Annotated in this window: 20 protein-coding genes and 1 tRNA gene; 10 read left to right on the forward strand and 11 right to left on the reverse strand. The window is 70.0% G+C overall.

The genetic code is table 11. From position 1 onward, the window contains the following. The first annotated feature begins 67 nt into the window (after positions 1–67). Positions 68–868 (forward strand): hypothetical protein, encoded by an 801-nt coding sequence (locus tag HNP44_RS10885; protein ID WP_259139628.1) that lies wholly within the window; start codon positions 68–70, stop codon positions 866–868. Positions 869–910: 42 nt separating this feature from the next. Then, positions 911–1,942 carry an iron-siderophore ABC transporter substrate-binding protein gene (locus HNP44_RS10890; protein WP_259139627.1) on the forward strand — a complete coding sequence of 344 codons (1,032 nt, stop codon included), beginning with the start codon at positions 911–913 and terminating at the stop codon, positions 1,940–1,942. Here the strand turns inward: HNP44_RS10890 and HNP44_RS10895 are convergent. The 3 genes from HNP44_RS10895 to HNP44_RS10905 all read right to left on the reverse strand — a co-directional run bounded on the left by HNP44_RS10895 (position 1,932) and on the right by HNP44_RS10905 (position 5,164). Continuing rightward, on the reverse strand, positions 1,932–3,158 hold the full coding sequence (locus HNP44_RS10895) for an MFS transporter (protein ID WP_259139626.1): 1,227 nt from the start codon (positions 3,156–3,158) through the stop codon (positions 1,932–1,934). The two genes, HNP44_RS10890 and HNP44_RS10895, sit on opposite strands and share 11 nt — an antisense overlap. Before the next feature lie 30 nt (positions 3,159–3,188). Beyond that, positions 3,189–4,688, reverse strand: coding sequence for a sodium/proline symporter PutP (gene putP / locus HNP44_RS10900; protein WP_259139625.1), 1,500 nt, complete (start codon positions 4,686–4,688; stop codon positions 3,189–3,191). Positions 4,689–4,867: 179 nt separating this feature from the next. Further along, positions 4,868–5,164, reverse strand: a complete 297-nt coding sequence (locus HNP44_RS10905) for a hypothetical protein (protein WP_259139624.1) — start codon at positions 5,162–5,164, stop codon at positions 4,868–4,870. On the opposite strand from HNP44_RS10905, the gene HNP44_RS10910 reads away from it, so the two are divergent. Together HNP44_RS10910 and HNP44_RS10915 are read left to right on the forward strand one after the other, a co-directional pair. Then, on the forward strand, positions 5,145–5,780 hold the full coding sequence (locus HNP44_RS10910) for a S1 family peptidase (RefSeq protein ID WP_259139622.1): 636 nt from the start codon (positions 5,145–5,147) through the stop codon (positions 5,778–5,780). The two genes, HNP44_RS10905 and HNP44_RS10910, sit on opposite strands and share 20 nt — an antisense overlap. Before the next feature lie 40 nt (positions 5,781–5,820). After that, the gene (locus HNP44_RS10915) at positions 5,821–6,300 is read left to right on the forward strand and encodes a nitroreductase family deazaflavin-dependent oxidoreductase (RefSeq protein ID WP_259139621.1); all 480 of its coding nucleotides are present in this window, start codon (positions 5,821–5,823) and stop codon (positions 6,298–6,300) included. Here HNP44_RS10915 and HNP44_RS10920 read toward each other — a convergent pair. Next, entirely contained in the window at positions 6,287–7,804 is a 1,518-nt protein-coding gene (locus HNP44_RS10920; RefSeq protein ID WP_259139619.1) for a PH domain-containing protein, read from the reverse strand. The two genes, HNP44_RS10915 and HNP44_RS10920, sit on opposite strands and share 14 nt — an antisense overlap. Then, a complete protein-coding gene (locus tag HNP44_RS10925; RefSeq protein ID WP_259139618.1) occupies positions 7,791–8,315 on the reverse strand; it encodes a PH domain-containing protein in 525 nt (174 codons plus the stop codon). Before HNP44_RS10925 ends, HNP44_RS10920 begins: the two co-directional genes overlap by 14 nt. A 70-nt stretch (positions 8,316–8,385) precedes the next feature. On the opposite strand from HNP44_RS10925, the gene HNP44_RS10930 reads away from it, so the two are divergent. Then, on the forward strand, positions 8,386–9,555 hold the full coding sequence (locus HNP44_RS10930) for an acyl-CoA dehydrogenase family protein (protein ID WP_259139616.1): 1,170 nt from the start codon (positions 8,386–8,388) through the stop codon (positions 9,553–9,555). A 93-nt stretch (positions 9,556–9,648) separates the two neighbouring features. Further along, positions 9,649–9,721: transfer RNA gene (locus HNP44_RS10935), tRNA-Lys, on the forward strand. Positions 9,722–9,978: 257 nt separating this feature from the next. Here HNP44_RS10935 and HNP44_RS10940 read toward each other — a convergent pair. Next, positions 9,979–10,164: a hypothetical protein gene (locus tag HNP44_RS10940; protein ID WP_259139614.1), complete on the reverse strand. Its 186-nt coding sequence runs from the start codon at positions 10,162–10,164 to the stop codon at positions 9,979–9,981. Positions 10,165–10,393: 229 nt separating this feature from the next. Continuing rightward, positions 10,394–10,639, reverse strand: a complete 246-nt coding sequence (locus HNP44_RS10945; RefSeq protein ID WP_259139613.1) for a hypothetical protein — start codon at positions 10,637–10,639, stop codon at positions 10,394–10,396. A 100-nt stretch (positions 10,640–10,739) separates the two neighbouring features. Between HNP44_RS10945 and HNP44_RS10950 the strand changes: the two genes are divergently transcribed. Then, positions 10,740–11,960: a L,D-transpeptidase gene (locus HNP44_RS10950; protein ID WP_259139612.1), complete on the forward strand. Its 1,221-nt coding sequence runs from the start codon at positions 10,740–10,742 to the stop codon at positions 11,958–11,960. Here the strand turns inward: HNP44_RS10950 and HNP44_RS10955 are convergent. Further along, positions 11,898–13,232, reverse strand: a complete 1,335-nt coding sequence (locus HNP44_RS10955; protein ID WP_259139611.1) for an NAD(P)/FAD-dependent oxidoreductase — start codon at positions 13,230–13,232, stop codon at positions 11,898–11,900. The two genes, HNP44_RS10950 and HNP44_RS10955, sit on opposite strands and share 63 nt — an antisense overlap. 124 nt (positions 13,233–13,356) lie before the next feature. Here HNP44_RS10955 and HNP44_RS10960 point away from each other — a divergent pair, with 124 nt between their 5' ends. Continuing rightward, entirely contained in the window at positions 13,357–14,223 is an 867-nt protein-coding gene (locus HNP44_RS10960; RefSeq protein WP_259139610.1) for a LysR family transcriptional regulator, read from the forward strand. Between the two features lie 54 nt (positions 14,224–14,277). Here the strand turns inward: HNP44_RS10960 and HNP44_RS10965 are convergent, their stop codons facing one another. Continuing rightward, a complete protein-coding gene (locus HNP44_RS10965) occupies positions 14,278–14,661 on the reverse strand; it encodes a hypothetical protein (protein ID WP_259139609.1) in 384 nt (127 codons plus the stop codon). Between the two features lie 18 nt (positions 14,662–14,679). On the opposite strand from HNP44_RS10965, the gene bcp reads away from it, so the two are divergent. Next, positions 14,680–15,153 (forward strand): thioredoxin-dependent thiol peroxidase, encoded by a 474-nt coding sequence (gene bcp, locus HNP44_RS10970; RefSeq protein WP_259139608.1) that lies wholly within the window; start codon positions 14,680–14,682, stop codon positions 15,151–15,153. A gap of 17 nt (positions 15,154–15,170) precedes the next feature. After that, complete coding sequence (locus HNP44_RS10975) at positions 15,171–16,316, forward strand: acyl-CoA dehydrogenase family protein (protein WP_259139607.1); 1,146 nt, start codon at positions 15,171–15,173, stop codon at positions 16,314–16,316. A 119-nt stretch (positions 16,317–16,435) separates the two neighbouring features. Here the strand turns inward: HNP44_RS10975 and HNP44_RS10980 are convergent, their stop codons facing one another. Both HNP44_RS10980 and acpS read right to left on the reverse strand, forming a co-directional pair. Next, entirely contained in the window at positions 16,436–21,889 is a 5,454-nt protein-coding gene (locus HNP44_RS10980) for an ATP-binding protein (protein WP_259139606.1), read from the reverse strand. A gap of 20 nt (positions 21,890–21,909) precedes the next feature. Beyond that, the gene (gene acpS / locus HNP44_RS10985; RefSeq protein WP_259139605.1) at positions 21,910–22,335 is read right to left on the reverse strand and encodes a holo-ACP synthase AcpS; all 426 of its coding nucleotides are present in this window, start codon (positions 22,333–22,335) and stop codon (positions 21,910–21,912) included. Positions 22,336–22,349 lie beyond the last annotated feature (14 nt).

Consider the following 22,349-nt stretch of genomic DNA (forward strand, 5'->3'; position numbering starts at 1 on the left):
TTGCGCAACTGTCGAGGGCGCGACGGCCATGGACGTCGCTCGTGCCCTTCCTCTTCTCGATCAGGCCGTGGCGGTCACGGACTCGATGGTCGCAACTCTGGCCCACGAGGGACGGTACTCGCCGCCGACGCAGCCTGGTGATCCGTTCACCGTGGTCCCCGGGCGGATCGCGCTCCGGATCGCGCCCGACCGTGTGGCCGGCGCGGTCACCGACGACGATGCTCCCGGCGGCCCGGCCGACGCGAGCATGGTCGGGCTGGTCGACCGGCGCGGCGGAGCGCTGCATCGCACCTTCGTCACCGCGGAGCCGGATCGGATGGTGGTGCGCGCCCTCGGACATCTCTCGCCCACGGATCAGCACCGCGAAGTCCTGTTCCAGGTGAGCGCGGGCGGGCGCCCCGAGCGGGCGACGAGGGATCCGAGTGCGCACCCCGTCGATGCGATCCTCGCCGACGAAGACGCACGACGGGTGCGCGGGCTGTGTGCGCTCGACGAACGACGGTACTGCCAGATCCCATCGTCGCGCATCGCCCAGGTGCTCGAATTCCTCTGCGATACCGGCACTCCGGTGGGAATCGCCGTCTTCGGCGGCGGCATCGCACAAGCCTGCAGCGGACGGATCGAGGCGGTCCTCCCCGAGGGCCCGCGTCTGCTCACCGGCTTTCACAACGCGGCCGTCGACATCGACCTCGCCCGCGTCGACAACTGCGCCGTCGTCCGCCCCGCCGAAGACGAGCACGCCGCGGCGATCGAGCTCTACGACGCGAGCGGGGCCTGCTGCGCGCTCCTCACCCAGTTCGACGGTGCCGACAGGGCGGTCCGTCTCGACTGGGAAGCAGCCGCGGCATCCCTGTGCGAAGTCATGTAGCTTAGGCTCGCCTTCTTCATCGGTTCGAGACAGGGACATCGCATGGACGCATCCATCAATCGGCGCACCGCACTCCGGCTGGGATTCACCTCGCTCGCCACCGTGGCCGGTGCGACGCTCGTCGCCGCGTGCGGCACCGGGGGCGACGAAGGCTCCGCCCCCAGTAGTGCCGCCGCGGGCGCCGAACCGAGCACCTTCCCGGTTACGATCCCGCACCAGCACGGCACGACCACCCTGACCACGCCGCCGCAGCGGGTTGCGGTCGTGGGCATCGGTGACCAGGATTCGCTCCTGGCGCTGGGGATCACGCCCGTCCTCGTACCCATGTGGACCGGCTCGACGGATACCGGCGTCGGGCGGTGGTCCCAGGATCTGGTGCACGGCGCGCCGATACCGCTCCCGAACGCGACGGGCGCGTTCTCGCTCGAGCAGGTCGCGGCGGCGCGCCCGGATCTGATCCTGGCGGTGAACAACGCCATCACCGCGGAGCGCTACCAGCAGCTGAGCGCTATCGCCCCGACGGTGCTGCATGCGGCCGGCCAGACGGACTGGGCCCTCCCCTGGCAGGACGTGACACGCCGGGTGGGTCAAGCGGTGGGCAGGCCTCAGCGGGCGGAGGACCTGATCGCCGGCGCGGAGGCCACCGTCGCGCGGGCCAAGGTGGCGAACCCGGCCTTGGCGGGGAAGACCGCGGTTCTCGTGATCCGGTGGAAGGACGGCAAACTGCGCGCCTTCGGTCCCGACGCCGCGCGGTTCCAGATCCTCCGCGGCTTGGGCTTCACCCCACCCGCCGCCCTCGCAGGCCGGTTCGCGGGCGGCGCGCTCAACACCGAACTCTCCGCCGAGAACTTCCACCTCCTCGACGCCGACGTCCTCGTCTTCGACAACTGGGAGCGCGACCGGGCGCAGGTGGAGGGCGAACCTGCGTTCGCCTCCCTTCCCGTCGTCGCGCAGAAGCGGCTCGTCGGGCTGGATCCCGTCGTCAGCGACGCCCTCTCGATGCCGAACCCGGTGACCATCCCCTACGTGACGAACGACATCGTCGGCCGGCTCGCCGCCGTCCTCACGCGCTGACCGGGCCGGCCTGCGGGGTCACCGCCCGCAGGCCGACCGCGGCGACCATCGCGATCGCGGCGACCGCCGCCCATCCCAGCCAGGCGGGAGCACCGTCGGCGACCCGGTCGTAGCCCCACCCGACCGCGAGTGATGCGACCAACGAGGCAGCGCCGCCGAGCGTGGCCAGCATCCCATAGTGCGCACCGAGATTCCGCTCCCGGGCGAGGATTCCGACAGCGTCCCGCAACGGCGGCACGAGCAGCATCTGCCCGAGGTGCAGCACCGCGATCCACGCGATCACCGCCGCCAGATGGCGGCCGTCCGGGTGGGCGGCCGTCGTGGCGGGGATGACGAACGACGCGCCCATGACGCCGAGCCCCCACCCGACCGCGCGCCGGCGGCCGAGTCGCCGTCCGACGGCCACGGCTGCGGGCTGACCGACGATGACGATCACGGCCGCTCCGGCGAAGACCCACCCCAGCCACGCCTGCTTCCCCGCCCGCAGCAGCTCCACCGGCAGAACAATATAGATCAGGCCATAGGCGCCAAGCTGTACCGAGCCGAACGCGGCGAGCAGCATGAAGCGGCCGTTGCCGGTGACCGTCCGCCAGGCGACGGCGAGCTTCGCGCCCGCATCGCCCGGGGCGGCATCGTGGGGCAGGAGTCGCCAGAACCCGACCCACATGCCCACGAAGAGCAGGGCCGATGCGAGGGTGACCGCACCGAACGGCGCCCAGATCAACGCCGCTCCGAGCGCGGGACCGACGACGTTCCCGGCGCGGCTGCACATCTGCTCCAGGCCGAATAGCTCCGCCCGCGGGAGCACCCCGTCGTCCTCGAGCCGGCGGCCCCAGGCCGCGTCGGTGGACTCGACCGCGGGCGCGAACAGCGCGGCGGCGAAACCGGTGAGCACGGTCCCCACGACCACCGAGACGACCCCGCCGGCGAACGCGAGGACGACGAAGCCCACCACCCGCATGGCGATGCCGGACAGGATCATCCGGCGCGCGCCGAATCTGTCCGACAGCGCACCGCCCACGAAGAACATGCCTTGCTGGGAGAAGGTGCGCAGCCCGAGAACCAGGCCGATCATCGCGCCCGTCATTCCGAGTGCGCCGAGATGCCCGGCCAGGAACGGGACGACGAGGTAGAAGCCGACGTTGAAGAGGAAGAAGGAGGCGAGCAGCAGTTGCACCGTGGCCGGCAGACGTCGGATCCGCGCGACAGTGGGCATTCGCCGAGCCTAGCGGGGCGCGGGTTCCGCTCAGGCCGGCTGCTTCTCCGCGAGCCGCGCGGCCTCGTCGAACTCGGCGTCGACGGCCTCGTCTTGCTTGTACGTCGCGAGGCTGACACCGACCGCGACAACGAGGTTCGCGAGGAAGCCGGGGACGATCTCGTACAGCTCGAAGGGCGGCCACTGGCCCCAGACGAAGGCGACGGCCGCGCCGACGATGAGGCCCGCCAACGCACCCGGGGCGGTGAGCTTGCGCCAGAACAGCGCGAGCAGCACGACCGGACCGAAGGAGGAGCCGAAGCCGGCCCAGGCGAAGCCGACGAGCTCGAGGATGCTGTCGGACGGATCGATCGCGAGCAGCACCGCGATCACCGCGACGATGAGCACCCCCAGTCGGCCGAGGCGCACGTACGTCTTGTCGCTGATCTCCATGTCGCGTCCCGACTTCTCGGCGAAGATCTTGAACAGGTCCTCGACCAGCGCCGACGAGCACACGACGAGCTGCGAGGACACCGTCGACATGATCGCCGCGAGCACGGCGGCCAGGACCAGGCCCGCGACGAACGGGTGGAAGAGGATCTGCGCGAGCACGAGGAAGACGGTCTCGGGGTCCTTCGGCGCCTTTTCGGGGTGCAGCGAGAAGTAGGCGATGCCGATGAACGCGGTCGAGATGGCGCCGAGCGCCGTCGCCACCATCCAGCTGATGCCGAACCGGCGGGCGGTCGACGCCTCCTGCGGCGAGCGCAGCGCCATGAATCGCACGATGATGTGGGGCTGCCCGAAGTAGCCGAGACCCCATGCGGCCGCCGAGATGATGCCGAGGGCGGTGCCGCCCTCGAAGAGGCTGAAGAAGGTCGGGTTGACGGAGTTCACGGTGTCGACGGTGACCGCCGGGCCGCCCACCTCGATGAGGGCGACGATCGGCACGGCGACCAACGCGGCGAGCATCAGCAGGCCTTGCGCGACGTCGGTGAGGGTGGCCCCGAGGAAGCCGCCGAACAGCGTGTAGATCATCGTCACCACGGCGACGATGAGCATGCCGTGGATGTACTGCACGCCGAAGGTGCTGTCGAAGAACTTGCCTGCGGCGACCATGCCGCTGGAGACGTAGAACGTGAAGAAGACCAGGATGATGAGACCGCAGACGATGCGCAGCGACCGCGAACCGTCACGCAACCGGTGTTCAAGGAAGCTCGGGATCGTGATCGAATTTCCCGCGACCTCGGTGTAGGAGCGAAGCCGCGGCGCGACGAACTTCCAGTTCAGCCACGCGCCGATCGTCAGGCCGATCGCGATCCACGATTCGACGAGCCCCTTGGCGTAGATCGCGCCGGGAAGGCCCATCAGCAGCCAGCCGGACATGTCCGACGCACCCGCGCTGAGCGCGGCGACCCACGGCTTGAGGCCCCGGCCCGCCAGCATGTAGTCGTCGAGGTTGTCGCGCGTCTTCCGGTACGCACTCCAACCGATGTACAACATAGCTGCGAAGTACAGGGTTACTGCGATCGTCTGATAGGTCTGGTCAGACACTAGGGGTCTCCTCAGGTCCAGGAACCGAAACTCGCGGTTCGTACATGGTCTATACAACCAGCGAAATCCCAATACGGTGAATTGATCTCACACGAAGTCAGTCAAGCGGAATGGTAAGCTCGGCCACGATTTTCTGCGGCGCTTTCTTCAGGCGCCCCTCGATCACCACGACCCACATCTTAGGAGGGTTCGACCTTGACCGACGGGACGCGCATCGGTGCGGTACTGCGACGCGGATCGATCGGGGTGGTCACCTTGCTGGTGTCGGGAGCACTTCTCACGCCCGCGCTCGCCTCGGGCGCGCCCACGACCCCGGCCCCATCGCCGAAGCCCGGAGCGCCGAGCACGCCCGTGAAGCCGAGCGCAACGCCGAAGCCGGGGCCGGGCGCACCGTCGACGCCCGCGAAGCCGAGCGCGCCGACGCCCGCGCCCACGCAGACCCCCGCCCCGAAGTCGGTGGCACCGGGCGATCGCATCGACATCCTGCAGCGCTCCCTGGGCGGCGGCCGGTTCGAGTCGCTGCAGTGCACCATGGGGTTCGCGGTGACCGCGCCGGACGGCGAACGCCTCGGTGTGACCGCGGGGCACTGCGGCGCGCCACAGCAGCCCGTCGGCGTGAAGAAGTGGATCGTCGGCGAGGTCGTGCAGTCGAAGTCCCCCGAGGTCAAGGAGGACCCGAACCGTCCCGGGCACTACTCCCCCGTCGACCCGTTCGGGCCTGACTGGGCCACGTTCCGGCTGACCGATCCGCAGGTGAAGCTCCTCGCGTCAGCACCCGGAATGACGCCGCGCACCGTGGGCACCGCGCGCGCCGGGGACCCGGTGTGCCAGCTGGGCTCGGTGAACGGTCGCCGCTGCGGCACGGTGACGAAGGTCGTGGGCGACTGGGTCGTCGCCGACATCGTGACCACGCAGGGCGACAGTGGCGGGCCGCTCATCCGCACGTCGGACAACGCCGCGATCGGCATCATCACCGACGCCGTCACCCTGACCGATCGCGACTCAGGCAAGGTCACGCAACAGCTCACGCAGTACTACTCGCTGAACGCAGCGCTCCGCGCGGCGGGCGGCGCGCGACTCGCGACCAACTGATCGGGGCCCGGCGGCGGGCTGCGTTCATTACACTGCCGCCATGACCGTCGTGGACGACCTCAAGTCGCGTTTCCTGCAGCTCGGGCGACACCGCGCGGTGTCCCGCATGGTCCGGGCCACCGTGCCGCTCGATAAGGCGGTGACCCGGATCAGTCGCGGCTCGGTGCACCTCATCCCCGAGGCGCTACTCCCCCAGCTCACGCTGACCACGGTGGGGCGGCGCAGCGGCGTCGCCCGCGCGGTCCCGCTGCTGTACGTGCGCGACGGAGCGGACTTCGTGGTGATCGCCTCCAACTTCGGGCAGAAGCACCACCCCGCGTGGTCGTACAACCTGGAGGCGACGCCGGACGCCGAGGTGCTGCTGGGCACCCGGCGCATCCCGGTGCGGGCGCGCCGGGTCTCCGAGTCGGACCGGAAGCGCCTGTGGCCCAGCGTCGTCGCCGTCTGGCCCGCCTACGACGACTACATCGATTGGGCCGGCGGCCGCACGATCAAGCTGTTCCGGCTCACGCCTCGCTGACGAGGAAGCCCGCCACGATCGCGGGGTGGACGGTGCGCGCGACCTGCGCCGCGCGGTCGGGCGTCACGTCGACGGCGCCGAACGCCCCGGCCGCGGTGGCGACGGTGAGGGTCGCGACGCCCGCGCGCCGCTGGAAGAAGGTCTCCCGGGTGACGAACCCGGTCACCCCGTCGAACTCGAGTGCGGTGCGCGTGCGTGCGACGGTGCCCGCACCGAGGACAACGGCATCGCCGGTGATGACGGTGCCGAGGTTGGCGTAGCGCAGGCGCGCCAGCGCCACCGACAGGATCGCCACGAGGACCGCACCGACGAGGGGCAGCGCCTTCCACGCGCCGGGCGCGACGATGCCGAACGCCACCAGCACGACGATCGGCACGACAGCCCCCAGCACCGCGCGGGTGTAGCGGCGGCGCAGGGCCACCGGCCCGTGCGGGTCCAGGGCTGTCTCGACCACGCCGGGCCGGCCGAGGATCTCGTCGGCCACCTGGACGGCCTCGGCGCGCGGCGCGGGCGGCAGCAGGGTGGGATTGCGATCCGTGCCCGTAGCGATGGCGCGCAGCTTCGCGCCGCCGGGCAGGCGCATGAGGACTGGCTCGTGCAGTTGCACGCCGCGCACCCGCTTGCGCTCGATCGTCGCCGCCACCGTCGAGATCAGGCCGCGGCTGGTGTGCAGCGCCCCGTCGGCCCGGCGGACCAGGCGGAAGCCCCAGAAGGCGAGCACGTAGGCGAGCACCGAGACCAGGATCGACACCACGATCACGAGCACAACGGCGGCCGGGATCACCACAGCCGCACCGAGGTCGAGGATCTTCGCCAGCCAGGACTCGGCGAGCTCGGAGCCGCGCTCGCGCAGGCCCGCCTCGTCGACGATGCGGAAGCCGATGCCGGCGCCCGCCGCGACAACGGCGAACCCCGTCAGCGAGAACGGGGCGAACCGGATCCACTCCGGCCGCAGGCGCGCGAGCTCCTCCTCGGGAGCGTTCGGCTGGGGCGCCACCTCTGTGCTGTGCTCACCGGGAGTCTCCGTGGCTGACGGTGCCGCGGTGCGGCGCAGGAGGTCTCGCCCGAGTTGCTCCGCCACGTCGGCGGGGATCGGGTCGAGGACGAGCGCGGACTCCTTGCCGCCGACGCCGGTTCCGACCACCACCTTGCGCAGCTTGAGTGCGCGCTCGATGGGCCCGGCCGTCACGTCGACGCTGCGGATGCGGTCTCGGCGGGCGGTGGCGGAGACCTTGCGCACCAGGCCGTGCCGCAGCTCCAGCTGGTCCTCGGTGACCCGCCAGCGGGTGGTGAGCCAGGGCAGCAGGCCGACGAGCACGCTGATCGCGACGCCGGCGATCACGAAGAACACCGGGCCGGCGGCACGGCCGAGGAAAAAGACGCCGATGAGGGCGGGAATGAGCGACGGGACCGCCTTGATGACGCGGGTGCCGATGCCCCACGGCGAGAGCCGGTTCCAACCGTCGTCGGCGACCGAAGCTGCCTCCTGGTCAGGTCGCGTCATCGGTGTCCTCCGCGGCGCTGACGGTGAGCCCGGCGGCGATCGCCTGCGCGGTCTCCGTGGGCAGGCCCGCGATCCGCACCGTGCCCGCCGACGAGGCGGTGGTGACCGTGACCGTCGACAGCCCGAAGGACCGCTCCAGCGGCCCGGCGACGGTGTCGATCACCTGCACGCGAGAGATCGGGATCAGGACGCGGGTCCGCGTGAGCCAGCCCGCCTGCGAGTACACCGCCACGGCGTTGATCTCCCAGCGGTGGAAGGCGTAGCGGAAGCGCGGCATCACCATCAGGTGCGCCGCGGCGGCCCCTGCCAACACGAGGAAGGCCGCGACGGCCACGTACCAGGGCACGTCCGGGATCACCGCGAGCACCACCGTGACCAGCGGGATCACGATCACCCAGCGAATCGCGGCGCGGACCGTCCACCACGTCTTCGCGCGCGGCGAGACCTGGTGGGCCGGCTGCCTGAGCACCTCTGCGGCGCCCGCGGGGGCAGGGGTTCCGGGAAGGATCATGCGCCCAGCTAAGCACGACATTCCGTCCGGCGGCCACCACGCCCGGCTAGGGTGGCGCCGAGGAGGCACCATGACCACACATCCCGATGAGCTGGCGGGCCTGACCGGCCTGTTCACCGACCAGGAGCGCGCGATCGCCGAATCCGTCCGCGCGCTGACCGCCCGCGAGGTGGAGCCGTACGTCGCCGACTGGTTCGAGCGCGGCGAACTCGACGACCCGCGCGGACTCATGCGGAAGCTCGGCGCGCTCGGCCTGCTCGGCATGCACCTCGACGGATACGGCTGCGCCGGAACGACCGCCACCGAGTACGGCGTGGCCTGCCTCGAGCTGGAGGCCTGCGACTCGGGCCTGCGATCCATGGTCTCCGTGCAGGGATCACTGGCGATGTATGCGATCTGGAAGTGGGCGAGCGAGGAGGAGAAGCAGCGCTGGCTGCCCGGCATGGCCGCCGGCGAGCTCATCGGCTGCTTCGGGCTGACCGAGCCGGACCACGGCTCCGACCCCGCGAACATGCGCACCCGGGCGCGACGCGACGGCGGCGACTGGATCCTGGACGGCCGGAAGATGTGGATCACCAACGGCTCCCTCGCTGACGTCGCCGTGATCTGGGCGAAGACCGACGAGGGCGTCCGCGGCTTCGCTGTCCCCACCGACACCGCGGGCTTCGCCGCGAACACCATCGAGCACAAGATGTCGCTGCGAGCGTCGGTGACCGCCGAGCTGGTGCTCGACGGTGTGCGCGTCCCCGATTCCTCCGCCTTCCCCGAGGTTCGCGGCCTGCGCGGCCCACTGTCGTGCCTGAGCGAGGCGCGATACGGCATCGTCTGGGGCGCAATGGGTGCCGCCCGGACCGCACTGGAGTGCGCGCAGCGCTACGCGGTGGAGCGCGAGCAGTTCGGCAGGCCGATCGGCGGCTTCCAACTGACCCAGCAGAAGCTCGCAGACATGACGCTGGAGTACACGAAGGGCGTGCTACTGGCGGTGCACCTGGGCCGCCTCAAGGACGCCGGGACACTGCGGCCCGAGCAGGTGTCCCTGGGCAAGCTGAACAACGTGCGCGAGGCGATCGACATCTGCCGCACCGCCCGCACGATCCTGGGCGCGAACGGCATCTCGCTGGAGTTCCCGGTGATCCGGCACGCGAACAACCTGGAGAGCGTGCTGACGTACGAGGGCACCGTCGAGATGCACACCCTGATCCTGGGCCAGAAGCTCACCGGGCAGAGCGCCTTCCAGTGACCCGCCGTTAGCCCAGAGATTGACCCTGACCAGCCGATTTCACGTTTCGTGGCACTCCTTGCTAATGTATTCCAGCACGCAGCGAGCGAGCATGCGCCATTAGCTCAATTGGCAGAGCAGCTGACTCTTAATCAGCGGGTTCGGGGTTCGAGTCCCTGATGGCGCACAATCGAGAAGCCCCCTCCATTTCGGAGGGGGCTTTTTCGTGTCCGCCCGGAGGTCCATGCAGCCGGCCGACAGTCCCCGTCATCCGAGCGGAGACCGGCGCGGACTTCCCCCTCGGCATGTCGTAGCGCGACACAAAGACAATGTGTCGAGCGACACCGGACGACGCCGCCGAGTCGCGCCACACCAGTGACCTCGACCCGGTAGTCGAGGTGTTCCCCCTTGCAGGGGATGTCGAGGACGGATCCCGCCGCGTTCTCAGAAGAAGCCGACGAAGAAGAGCACCGACTTCCACCACCGCCAAGCACTAAACCACCGCTCCCTCCACACCATGATCTGGACGACGAGGAGGAGCATGGCGGCGACGAAGACCACCCACTTCCAGGCACTGATGTCGGGACTGCTAACTCCGGAGAGCTTCGTCCACGGAGTGTCGATCAGCACCGGCCGTGCCGGTTCGTCAGTAGCCTGAGAGTATTCACCTCAGCAAATACTACGCGTTCATCCGATCGCGAGAGCAATGCCAACCGTGACCATGCTCGCAGAATTGAATCTTCTAAATTTAGCTACGCTAAGTTAGGCTCTGATCGAGCCTGGGGAGCAACCACCTCACCTGCCGCCCGCAGCGTTCTCCCCAGGCTCTCACCCAAGTCGGGACGACGGGGCCGGCGAGTCAGTCGGCCTCGTCATCCTCACCGGCCCCGTAGCCGAAGGCCATGGCGAAGGCGATGCCCAGGGCGAGGCCGATCCCGATACCCAGCGCGGGATTCCCCAGCGCCGTCCCGATGCTCGCGCCGAAGACCACGCCGATCGCGAGCCCCAATGCCAGCTTGTTGTAGCCCTTGTCGCCCCACGGCCCCGAGGGGCGGTCACCGTCGTCCTGCGCTCCGGAATCGGACCGGTCACCGTCGTCGCTCACACCCCGCACCGTACCGGCAGAGCCCTCAGCAGGCCCGGTAGAATCGGGATCAATCGGTCCCGTGGACCGAATCCGACTGAGCCTTTCCTGGAGCTGAGCCATGCGCAACCGTCCCGCCGTGTATCGACGTATCCCGACGGCGGTGACGGCACTGGTCGTCTCCGTCGCCCTTGTCGCCGGATGCACGTCGTCGACGGGCGACGCGGCACTGCCGGACGAGAACCAGAAGATCACCGACTCGACGCCCTTCTTCGACCTGCTGCGCCCGCAGATCACCTCGAGCGTGCGCAACGGCGCGCTCGACGTGCAGCCCGGCGTCCCCATCACAGTGAGCGCGAGCGGCGGCACGCTGACCAGGGTCGTGATGACCAACGCGGACGGCAAGGAGGTGGCCGGCAAGCTCGCCGAGGACGGCCGCTCCTGGAACAACGCCGAGCCGCTGGGCTACAACAAGACCTACAAGCTGCGGGCCGAGGCCAACGGCATCGGCGGCGTCAACGTCGCGAACGAGACCTTCAGCACCCAATCGCCGAACAACCTGGCGCAGGCGTACTTCACCACCGCCGACAACTCGACGGTGGGCATCGGCCAGACCGTGGGCGTGAAGTTCGACGAGCGCATCGCCGACCGGATGGCCGCACAGCGCGCGATCAAGATCGTCACCGATCCGCCGGTCGAGGGCGCCTTCTACTGGATCAGTCCGTCCGAGGTGCGCTGGCGCCCGGAGAGCTACTTCAAGCCGGGCACCAAGGTCAGCGTGGACGTGAAGATCTACGGAGTGGACCTCGGCGGCGGCACCTTCGGCCAGAAGGACGCCTCCACCCGGTTCACCGTGGGCGACGAGGTGATCACCACCGTCTCCGACAAGGACAAGATCGTCCGCGTGACGAAGAACGGCAAGCTCATCAAGACGATGCCCACCTCGATGGGCGGCCCGGGCAACGAGACCCCGAACGGCGTCTACCTCATCGGTGATCACCGCGAGAACATGATCATGGACTCGTCCACCTACGGCGTTCCGGTGAACTCCCCCAACGGCTACCGCACGCTGGTCGACTACGCCGTGCAGATGTCCTACAGCGGCATCTACCTGCACAGCGCCCCGTGGTCGGTGAACCAACAGGGCTCCACCAACGTGAGCCACGGCTGCCTCAACGTGAGCACCGAGAACGCCCTGTGGTTCCTGCAGAACACCAAGCGCGGCGACATCGTCAAGGTCACCGACACCTCGGGCCCCGTGCTGGACGGCACGGACGGGCTAGGCGACTGGAATCTCCCGTGGTCCGTCTGGCGCGCCGGCAACGCGAAGGCCGCCGGGTAGCTCCTCCCCCGACTCCGGGGCTCCGACGGTGACCGTCGGCGCACCGTCGGGCAGCGCGGTGGTGACGGCGAACCCGGGCCGGGCGGTGCCGACGAAGGCGCGCGGCCAGTCCCGGAGCACAGCGACGCGGTTGCCCATCCCAGCCAAGTAGTACAGGTGCACGGCCAGCCAGCCGACCCACGCGACGATGCCGGTGAGCCCGGGCAGACCGAGCGGCGGCTGGATGACGGCGTGCGGGGTGTCGATCATCGCCATGCTGCCCTTGTCCAGGTAGCGGAAGTGCGTGCCCGGGCCCGTCTTCCCGCGAATGATGTCAGCGGCGTGGCGGCCCTGCTGCATGGCGACGGGGCTCTGTCCGGGTAGGCCGTTCAGGCTCGTCATGTCGCCGAGGGCGAAGACATCGGCCCGGCTGCCGACCGTGAGGTCGCGGTTGATGAGGAGGCGGCCGTTGCGGTCCGTCTCGCAGCCCGTGGCCTCGGCGATCACCCCGGCGAGCGGGGTGGCCTTGACGCCCGCCGACCAGACGACGGTGCCCGCGGCGATCTCGCGCTCGACGCCCGCCTTGTCCTTGACGGTGACGACGTCATCCTCGATCGCGGTGACGAACGTGCCGGTGTGCACCGTGACGCCCGCCTTCTCCAGCGCGGCGAGGGTGTAGCCCGAGAGGGTGCCGCCGTAGAAGGGCAGGACGTCGTCGGCACCCTCGACCAGGTGGATGCGGATCTCGGCGTCGTCGTGGAAGCGGCGCGCGAGCTCGGCGACCTGGCCCGCGACCTCGACGCCCGTGGCGCCGGCGCCGACCACCACAACGGTGCGCGCGGGGCTCTCGGCGGGGGCGTCGAACGCGGCCCGCAGCCGCGTCCGGAGATTCTCGGCGTCCTCGAGGGTCTTGAGGGCGAAGGTACGGCCGGCCCACTCGTCGTGCCCGAAGTACGCCTGCGCGGCGCCCGCAGCGACGATGAGGTAGGTGTAGCCGATCTGCTCGATGCCGTCGGCGGTCGCGTAGGTGACCACCTTGCGCTCGGCGTCGACCTCGGTGACATAGCCGGTCACGACGTCGACGGTGCGGCGGCGGCGCAGCACCTCAGCGATGGGCGGCGCGATGCGCTCGCCGACGGTGACGCCGGTGGCCACCTGGTAGAGCAGGGGCTGGAACAGGTGGGTGCCGTTCGCCGAGATGAGGGTGGTCTCGATGTTCGACTTGGCCAGCTGCTTCGCGGCGGCGAGGCCGCCGAATCCCGAGCCGATCACCACGACGTGGGTGCTGCGCATGATCTTCTCCTCCTTCACGACGTCTTTGTCTACTACCAGATTGGTGCATGGATGATCACGCTTCAACCTGGTAGATCGCCGTCCTGATGATGCGACCCATCGCATCTGTTCATAGAATGGCGGTATGGAATTCCGGCAGCTCGAGTACCTCGTCGCGGTGGCCGACCACGGCGGCTTCTCCCGAGCGGCGAAGCAGTGCTTCGTCTCCCAGTCGGCGGTGAGCCACCAGATCGCGACCCTCGAGAAGGAACTGGGCGCCGAGCTCTTCGAGCGGGCGGGGCGGCGGGTGCGCCTCACCGACGCCGGCGAGTCCCTGCTCCCCCGCGCCCGCGAGCTGCTCCGGCAGCGGGACGAGGCCATCGACGCGGTGCGACCGCGGCCCGACCGGATCCGGCTCGCGGCGAACATGTCGTTCGCCCGGTCCGCGCTGGCCGCCGCCTCCGACGTGCGCGAGCGGCACCCGGGCGCGGAGATCGACTTCCTCATCAAGCCCTTCGCGCAGCGCATTGCCGCGGTGAAGTCGGGTGAGGCCGACCTCGCGCTCATCCGCGGCCGCCTGGACGAGCCCGGCCTCTACCTGGAGCCGCTCTGGGTCGACAATCCGCTCATCGCGTTCTCCACGAGGCACCCCCTCGCGGTGCTCGGTCGGGCACCGTCGACCACGGAGCTGGCGCAGTACCCACTGCTCCTGCCGCCCCCGCACCAGCAGGTGCTGCTCCACCGGCTCGTCGACAAGGTGTTCACTGCCGACGGGCTGGAGGTACGGCTCGGTCCCGAGATCCGCGAGGACCACCCCGTCGCTTTCGAGCTGATCAACAACCCCGAGGGGTGGACGCTGCTGTACGAGGACCCGCGCCAGCCCGGCATCGCGAGCCGGCCGGCGCCGGGCTTCACACTGCCCGTGTCCGCGGTGCTGCGCACCGACGCCACCCCGAACCCGCTGGTCGCGGAACTGCTGGTAGGACTGTCGAACGGGTACCGCCGGGGCTGATCTGACGGTCCGCCGCCCGGATCCGATCGGGTGCGGAGCCGGGGGCGCGCGCACTCAGGGCTTGCCGCGGAACCGCTTGCTCACTTCGGCCGGCACCGCGAGCACCCGTTCGGCGACGGTGACCGCCGCGCCGGGCATGGAGAGCAGACTGTTGACCTTCTCCAACGCCGCGTCGGTCTTCTCCAGGGTTGCGGAGAACCGCGCCGTGAGCTTCTCGAACTCGTCGAGATTGCGGTTCACGCGGGCCACCGTCTCGTCGAACGTCGACATGGTGGTACTCATGTTTTCCATGGTCACTGCCATGCCCTCGAGCATGGTCGTGGCCTGGTCGATCGTCATGTCCGCGTTGAGCGCCGCGCTCGCCAGGCTGCGGATGCGTGCGCGGCCGCGGCCACCCGCGCCGCCGGAGTACCCCGAGCCCTCGTCCTGTGCTGCCATGCCCGATACGGTAACGGCATGACTACATCGACGCGGCTGGAGCCGGGAGTAAATGCACCTTCTTTCACTTTGCCGGACCAGGACGGCAATCCTGTGTCGCTCTCCGACTACCGTGGCCAGCGGGTTGTTCTCTACTTCTACCCGGCAGCGATGACGCCGGGTTGCACCAAACAGGCCTGCGATTTCCGCGACAACCTGGCCGACTTCGCCGACGCCGGGCTCACCGTGCTGGGCATCTCTCCCGACAAGCCGGCGAAGCTCGCGAAGTTCCAGGAGCGCGACTCGATCACATTCCCGCTCCTGTCGGACCCGGATAAGCAGGTGCTTACCGAATACGGGGCCTTCGGTGAGAAGATGATGTACGGCAAGACCGTGACGGGCGTCATCAGGTCGACGTTCGTCATCGGCGCGGACGGCACCATCGAGGTGGCGCAGTACAACGTGCGCGCGACCGGCCATGTCGCCAAGTTGCGCCGCGATCTGAAGATCTAGAGAGGAACCCCACCGACGTGGAACGCACCATCTACTCCGAGGACCACCTGCAGTTCGGCTCGGCGGTGCGGGACTACCTGCAGAAGCAGGTACTTCCGCACGCCGAGCAGTACATCGACGACAAGCTGATCGCCCGCGACGTGTGGCGCGGCCTCGGCGAGCAGGGCGTCCTCGGACTCGAGATCCCGGAGTCGTACGGCGGCGGCGAAGCGGAGGACTACCGGTTCAACGCGATCGCGCAGGAGGAGCTGGCCAAGGTCTCGATGGCCTTCGCCAGCTCGGTGGGCATCGACTTCGACATCACCACGCCCTACATCGCGCGCTTGGGTACCGACGAGGCGAAGCAGCAGTGGCTGCCCGCCATCGCCGCCGGCGAGGCCGTGGCCGCGATCGGCATGACCGAGCCCTCGGCGGGCTCCGACCTGGCCGGAATCAAGTCCACGGCGGTGCGCAGCGGCGACGACTGGATCCTCAACGGCTCCAAGACCTTCATCACCAACGGCTACACCTGCGACGTCGCCGTGATCGCGGCGAAGACCAACCCCGACGCCAAGGCCCGCGGCATCTCGCTGTTCGCCGTGGACTGTTCGCTGCCCGGTTTCGAGCGGGGCCGCAAGCTCGACAAGGTGGGCCAGCCCGAGGCCGACACCGCGGAGCTCTTCTACTCCGACCTGCGCGTGCCCGGCAGCGCCCTCATCGGCGAGGTGGACCGCGGTTTCTACCACATGATGGAGAAGCTGCCCCAGGAGCGCATCGGCTCCGCGGTGGGCAACATCGCGCACGCCAAGCAGATCCTGGCAGAGACGATCGAGTACGCCCGCGAGCGCAAGGCCTTCGGTGCGTCGATCGGCTCGTTCCAGCACAACAAGTTCCTGCTGGCCGACCTGGTCACCAAGATCGAGATGGCGCAGGCCTACGTGGACCAGGCCGTGGTCGCGCACGCCGAGGGCACGCTGACCGCCGTCGACGCCGCGAAGGTCAAGTACATCTCCGCCGAGATCCAGAACCAGGTGCTGGACTCCTGCGTGCAGCTGCACGGCGGCTACGGCTACATGCGCGAGTACCGCGCCGCCCGCGCGTGGATGGACGCCCGCGTCACCCGCATCTGGGCCGGTTCGTCCGAGATCATGAAGGAGATCATCGGGCGCGACCTGACGCTGTAGGTCGCTTCGACGGTGACGGCCGGGGTGCGCAGGGCGCGCCCCGGCCGTTCGTCGTACAGGTCACGGAACGACGAAGGGCGCCGTCGGGATGTCCCGACGGCGCCCTTCGTACGCGAGTCCTACTGCGCGGCCTCGATCACCGAGATGATCTTCGGGCGCAGGTCGGCGGCGGCGATGATCTCGTCGACCGAGCCGACCTCGACGGCGCGACGGATGCTGTGCACCCCGTCGAACTCGGAGGCGACCTCGCCCAGCTTCTCGGCGCGGACGGAGCCCCGCACCTCGTCGAGCTCGGCGAGCAGCGCCGCGCGCTCGGTGCCGGTGGCCTCGGCCACCTGCGCCTCGAGGTCCTTGACCCGCGCGTCGTTGCCGGTGCGGGAGTTGACCTCACCCGAGAAGACCACCGCGGCCGCGGGCGCGCCACCGAGCACCGAGGCGAAGGAGCCCTCGATGGCCAGCACCGTCATGTTCGGGTTCAGCTGCTTGCTGAACACCACGAACGCGCCGCCGTGGTACCGCGAGATCACGCAGAAGACGATCGGACCCGAGAAGTTGACGATCGCGCGACCGATCTCGGCGCCGTACTCCAACTGGAGCTTGCGCAGTGACTCCGGCGACCCATCGAAGCCTGACAGGTTGGCGAGCACGACCAGCGGCCGGTTGTCGCTCGCCGCGTTGATCGCGCGCGCCGCCTTCTTCGACGACTGCGGGAACAGCGTGCCGGCGGTGTAGGTGTCCGGGCCGTCGGTCGCCGGGAAGCCCAGGCGCGGCACCGACTTCGACTCGATGCCCAGCAGGCAGACCGGGATGCCGCCGATGTGCACGTCCTGCACGACCGCGGTCTCGGCGTCGGCCATACCGGCCCAGCGCTCGAGCACGTCGTGGTCCTGGTCGGACAACGCGCGCATCACGGTGCGGATATCGAAGGGCTTCTTGCGATCCGGGTTCTTCTCCGCGGAGAAGATGTCGCCGACGGTCGTGAAGTCGCTGTCGGCGAGCACGTGCGGGAACGTCGTGATGTCGCGATCGGACGGGTCCGTGGTCGCGGCGCGACGCGGCGCCTGCTCGCCGGGGGCGATGTAGGTGTGCGCGTAGTGCTCCATCAGGATCTGGTGCGCGCCCATGAGATCCGCGGACCAATACTGCGCCTGGCCGTTCGGACCCATGATGCGGTCGTAACCGCCGATGCCGAAGTTGTCCTCCGCCGAGACGCCGCCCGAGAAGTCCAGCGACTGCTTGCCGGTGAGCACCATCGCCGACTCCGGCGTCATGATCAGCACGCCCTTGGTGTGCATGAGCATGGTGGCCTCGGCGTTCCAGTACGGCTGCGCGCCCACGTTGATGCCGGCGGAGACGATGTTGATCTCACCGCCCTGCTGCGTGAACTCGACGATCTTCTTCAGCGACGCGGCGACCCAGTCCATGTTCTCGGTGCCCGAGTCCATGGAAATGCGGGCACCCGCGGAGAGCGCGTACCACTCGACGGGCAGCTCCATCCGGTGCGCGAGGTCGATCGCCGCGCTGATCCGGCGGCACTCCGCCTCGGCGAGCGCACCCAGCGACTTGGTCGGATCGCCCAGCAGCAGAACGCGCTTGACACCCTCCGGATACAGGTCAGTCGCCGTAGAGATGACGCCGACCACGATGCCTGCGGTGTTGCGCCCCTTCGGCCGGTCTGTGGGCACCAGCACGTCGGCGATGTCGCCCTCGGCCAACTCGTACTCGACGAAATCGCCCAGCGCGGAAGTCAGCTCGTACGGGTAGACGGTGTTGCGGCTCGCGGCGCGCAGCACCTTCTGGCGGTAGCCGTCGATCGGCTCGACGGTGTCCTCGACCGGCTCGCCGATGTGCAGGTCGGCACGACCGGTGGGGCTGAAGGACACCCGCACCTCGGTCTTGACGAGCTCGCCGGTCGCCGCGTCACGGCGACGGCCGATGAGCAGCACCTCCTCGAGACCCGCGCCGACCGTGGTCGACCCGATGTGCCCGGCGAGCGCCTCGAGCTCCGTATCGCTGAGGTCCACCGGCGGCCAGATGTACATGACGATCCGGTTGGTGGGCAGGCGCTTCGCGCTGGGGCGGGCGGCCTGCGCCCGGCGGATCGAGTCCACGCACGTGGCGAGCGCGATCTCCGCGGTCGGCAGGGCCAGGAGGCGGCCCTCGCCGTCGCGGACGGCGGCCAGGTCGCGGACCTGGGCGAACGCGACCAGGCGATCGTCGGCCGGGTTCTCCTTGGCGACCGCGCGGTAGAGGTACACCTCCTCGTCGTCCGACGAGGTGAGGCGCGTCAGATCGAAGCGGCGCAGCCGCTCCAGCTGCATGCGCTGCGCGATGTACGGGTGCAGGCCGCGGATCAGGCGGTCCTCGACGACCCCGTTGGTCGCCGCGCGGAACGTGAAGTGGTGGTGCATGACCGCACCGCCGCTGCCCGCGACGGTGATCGTCACGCGACGGACCTGCGCCGGGAGCGGGTGCGCCGACAGCACGCTGTCGAAGGCGGCCACCATCTCGTCCTGATCCTCGGGCTGCTGCTCCCAGCTGAGGTAGATGTCGGCGTCCACCGACGCCGCGCCCTCGGCGACCTGCGCCAGCCCGGCGACCGCGGCGCTGAGCCCGTCGTAGGCAACGGCGGCGGAGGCGAGCAGGGCACCGTCGCGCTCGGCGACGACCCACTCGGTGCCGGCGACGTCCTGCGTGCGGACCTCCGTGAGGCCCTTGTTGCCGTAGTAGCGGCGGGTGAGGACCTCGAGCATGACCGCGTTGTCGGTGGGGTGATCCCCCGCCAAGCGCTCGCCCAGGAGCAGGACCAGCGGCTCGGTGCTGCGCACCATCTCCGCGATGCGGTCGGAACGGTCTACGGCCGTGGGGTTCTGGTCGAGGTGCGTCAGGTGCGCGCGGACCGCCGAGTACACGCCCTCGCGGTTGCCGCGCAGCAGCGGCTGACCGAACCAGGCGAAGACCACGCCGCGGGCGAGGTCGGCGATCACCGGGTAGCGCGACTGCGTCGCGTCCATGAGCCGCTCGAGCACGGCGCGCGCGTCGCCGCCCTCCTCGACCGACGGTGCCGGCTCGCGCAGCCACTTGCGCAGCAGCGCCGTGATGGCGCGGACGCCCACCTTCGGCCGCTGCTGCGCCAGGAAGACGCGGAAGACGGCCGACTCGAGGTCGGTCGTGCGGTCGAGCTCGGCGACGCCGTAGTGGCCGAGGGCCGCGGCGAGCTTGGCCCGGTAGGAGTCCGGCAGTCCGGCGCGGTCGGCGTCGAGGCTGCGGAGGTAGGTGTGGAAGTGCTCGCGGGGGCTGTGCACCTCGTCGTCCCCGCCCACCGAACGGCGCAGGCCCAGCTCGGCGAGGTCGGCGAAGACACCGGCCAGCGCGAGCTCGGCGCCTGCGGGAGCGGCGCCCTCGAGCTCCGCGGCGACGCGGTCCACCAGGTACTCGTCAAGCAGACGGCTCTCGTCGGCAGGGTCGACGTCGTAGCCCAGCAGCTGGCTGCGCAGGGCGTCGCGGCCCGCGGCGGCGCGCTCGACGGCGCCCACCTGTGCGGGCTCCGCCGGAAGGTCGATGGGGCCGGCGGCGCTGCCAGCGGTCTCCTCGTCGCCGTCGCCGAGGGGCTCGAGGCGCAGCAACGGCGCGCCCGCCTCGACCTGGCTGCCGACGGTGACCGCGCACTCCTTGAGGCGTGCCGAGAAGGGCGAGCGGAGGACCGTCTCCATCTTCATCGACTCGAGGACGAGGATCGGCGCACCGGCCTCGACCTCGTCGCCGACGGCGACCGGGACGGCGACCACGAGCGCCGGCGCGGGCGAGCGGACCACGCCGCCCTCGTCGCGGCTGACGCGGTGGGTGACGCCGTCCACGTCGACCACGTGGACGGGGCCGTGCGTGCCCGTGGTGAGCCGGTACCGGACGCCGTTGACCACGGCCTGGCCGGTGTGGTTGTCGAAGCGCTCCAGGTCGACGTCGGCGGTACGGGTCTCCGCGCCGGTGTCGATGACGAGCCGGAAGTTGTGGGCGCCGGTGCGGGCGACGCGGACGCGGTAGCTCGCGCCGCGCAGCTTGAAGTCCAGCGGGGTGCCGCTCTCGTGCTGCACCTGCGGGCGGCCGCCCGACGCGGTCGTGAGCAAGCGGGTGAGCTCGGCGCGCTCCTCGTCCTCGTAGGCGTCGATCGCCGCGGAGGCCAGGGCCACCGACGTGTGGCGGTCGGCGACCAGGCGGCCCTCGCCGCGGACCCGGTCGATCCAGCCGGTGTCGGCGCTGCCGTCAATCACCTCGGGCTGGTTCAGCAGGTCGAGCACGAAGCTCTTGTTGGTGGCGCCGCCCTCGATGATGACGCGGGTCTCGTTCATGGCGCGGCGCAGGCGGCCCAGCGCCTGATCGCGGTCGCTGCCGTACGCGATGACCTTGGCGATCATCGAGTCGAAGTCGGCGGGGATCGTGTCGCCCTGCGAGACGCCCGTGTCGATGCGGATGCCGGGGCCCGCGGGCAGGTCCAGCAGCGCAATGCGGCCGGGAGCGGGCGCGAAGTCGCGGTCCGGGTCCTCGGCGTTGAGGCGGGCCTCGATGGCGTGGCCGCGCTCGACGGGACGCTCGCCGTCGAGCTTGCCGCCCGAAGCGACGTGCAGCTGCGCGCGGACCAGGTCGAAGTCGTTGGTGACCTCGGTGATCGGGTGCTCCACCTGCAGGCGGGTGTTCACCTCGAGGAAGGCGAGCAGGTCGTCGCCCGGGTGGTAGAGGAACTCGACGGTGGCGGCGCCGCGGTAGCCAACCTTGATGGCGAGGCGCTCCGCGGACTCCTTGAGCCGCTGCACCTGCTCGGGGCCGAGCACCGGGGAGGCGGACTCCTCGATGACCTTCTGGTTGCGGCGCTGCACGGAGCAGTCGCGCACGCCGAGGGCCCAGGCGGTATCGCCGTCGGAGATGACCTGCACCTCGACGTGGCGGGCGCCCGTGACCAGGCGCTCGAGGAAGACGACGCCGCTGCCGAAGGCGCGCTCGGCCTCGTCGCGGGTGCGCAGGTAGGCATCCTCGAGGTCGGCGTCCGAGGCGACCATGCGGATGCCGCGCCCGCCGCCGCCGGCGGTGGCCTTGAGCATGAGGGGGTAGCCGATGTCCTTGGCCTTGGCCTTGGCGTCCTCGAGCGTCTCGACCGGGCCGCGGCTCCACGGCGCGACGGGGACGCCGACCTCCTCGGCGATCAGCTTGGCGCCGATCTTGTCGCCGAGCTGGCGCATCGCGTCCGGGCTCGGGCCGACGAAGGTCACTCCGACCTCGGCGCACTTCTCCGCAAAGACGGGATCCTCGGCGACGAAGCCCCAACCGACCCACGCCGCGTCGGCGCCGGTCTCCTGCAGGGCGGTGCCGAGCAGCTCGTAGTTCAGGTACGGGCGCGCCGCAGCGGGGCCCAGGTCGTACGCGATGTCGGCCTCGCGGACGAAGGTCGCAGTGCGGTCGACGTCGGTGTAGAGGGCGACGGTCTCGATCTGCTGCCCGGTCTCGGCGGCCAGGTCGCGGACCGCATGGATGAGACGCATCGCGGCCTCACCTCGGTTCACGATGGCGATTCGGCTGAACACTCGCTTGTTCCCTTTCGGCTCTATCCGGTGCGCGACTCGGTCCCTATCGGACCGTCGCGCTCTTCAGTTCTCTCGATCACCGCGAACGCCGCCGCGGTGTCACCGTCGTGGGTGAGTGACACATGGATCGTCGCACCCGGCCCGAGATCGGCCGCAATGCGGCCGTACACCCGTACCGCCGGGCGGCCCCAAGCATCGGAAACCACCTCCACCTCCCGCGCGCCGACCTCCTTCTCGGCCGGCCGCTGGGCGTAGAAGCCCGACGAGAACGCCTTGAAGACGGCCTCTTTGGCCGCCCATCGGGCGGCCAGGGAGCGCACGTCGCCCGCGGCGTCCCGTCGTTCGGCGGGACTGAACGACGAGAGCATCGTGGTCCCGGGTTGCGCGAGTTGCTCCGCGAACCCGGGAACGTGCACCACGTCGATCCCGACTCCCACCACGGCCATGGCGGAAGCCTAGC

Source organism: Tsukamurella ocularis (assembly GCF_024807615.1).
GTDB lineage: Bacteria > Actinomycetota > Actinomycetes > Mycobacteriales > Mycobacteriaceae > Tsukamurella > Tsukamurella ocularis.

Bases quoted from the DNA above. Each gene is read 5' to 3' on its own strand.
- HNP44_RS10890 (WP_259139627.1), top strand. From the start codon at position 911: ATGGACGCATCCATCAATCGGCGCACCGCACTCCGGCTGGGATTCACC.
- HNP44_RS10895 (WP_259139626.1), bottom strand. From the start codon at position 3,158: ATGCCCACTGTCGCGCGGATCCGACGTCTGCCGGCCACGGTGCAACTG.
- HNP44_RS10905 (WP_259139624.1), bottom strand. From the start codon at position 5,164: ATGCGATCGCCCGGTGCCACCGACTTCGGGGCGGGGGTCTGCGTGGGC.
- HNP44_RS10915 (WP_259139621.1), top strand. From the start codon at position 5,821: ATGACCGTCGTGGACGACCTCAAGTCGCGTTTCCTGCAGCTCGGGCGA.
- HNP44_RS10920 (WP_259139619.1), bottom strand. From the start codon at position 7,804: ATGACGCGACCTGACCAGGAGGCAGCTTCGGTCGCCGACGACGGTTGG.
- HNP44_RS10925 (WP_259139618.1), bottom strand. From the start codon at position 8,315: ATGATCCTTCCCGGAACCCCTGCCCCCGCGGGCGCCGCAGAGGTGCTC.
- HNP44_RS10930 (WP_259139616.1), top strand. From the start codon at position 8,386: ATGACCACACATCCCGATGAGCTGGCGGGCCTGACCGGCCTGTTCACC.
- HNP44_RS10950 (WP_259139612.1), top strand. From the start codon at position 10,740: ATGCGCAACCGTCCCGCCGTGTATCGACGTATCCCGACGGCGGTGACG.
- HNP44_RS10955 (WP_259139611.1), bottom strand. From the start codon at position 13,232: ATGCGCAGCACCCACGTCGTGGTGATCGGCTCGGGATTCGGCGGCCTC.
- HNP44_RS10960 (WP_259139610.1), top strand. From the start codon at position 13,357: ATGGAATTCCGGCAGCTCGAGTACCTCGTCGCGGTGGCCGACCACGGC.
- HNP44_RS10965 (WP_259139609.1), bottom strand. From the start codon at position 14,661: ATGGCAGCACAGGACGAGGGCTCGGGGTACTCCGGCGGCGCGGGTGGC.
- bcp (WP_259139608.1), top strand. From the start codon at position 14,680: ATGACTACATCGACGCGGCTGGAGCCGGGAGTAAATGCACCTTCTTTC.
- acpS (WP_259139605.1), bottom strand. From the start codon at position 22,335: ATGGCCGTGGTGGGAGTCGGGATCGACGTGGTGCACGTTCCCGGGTTC.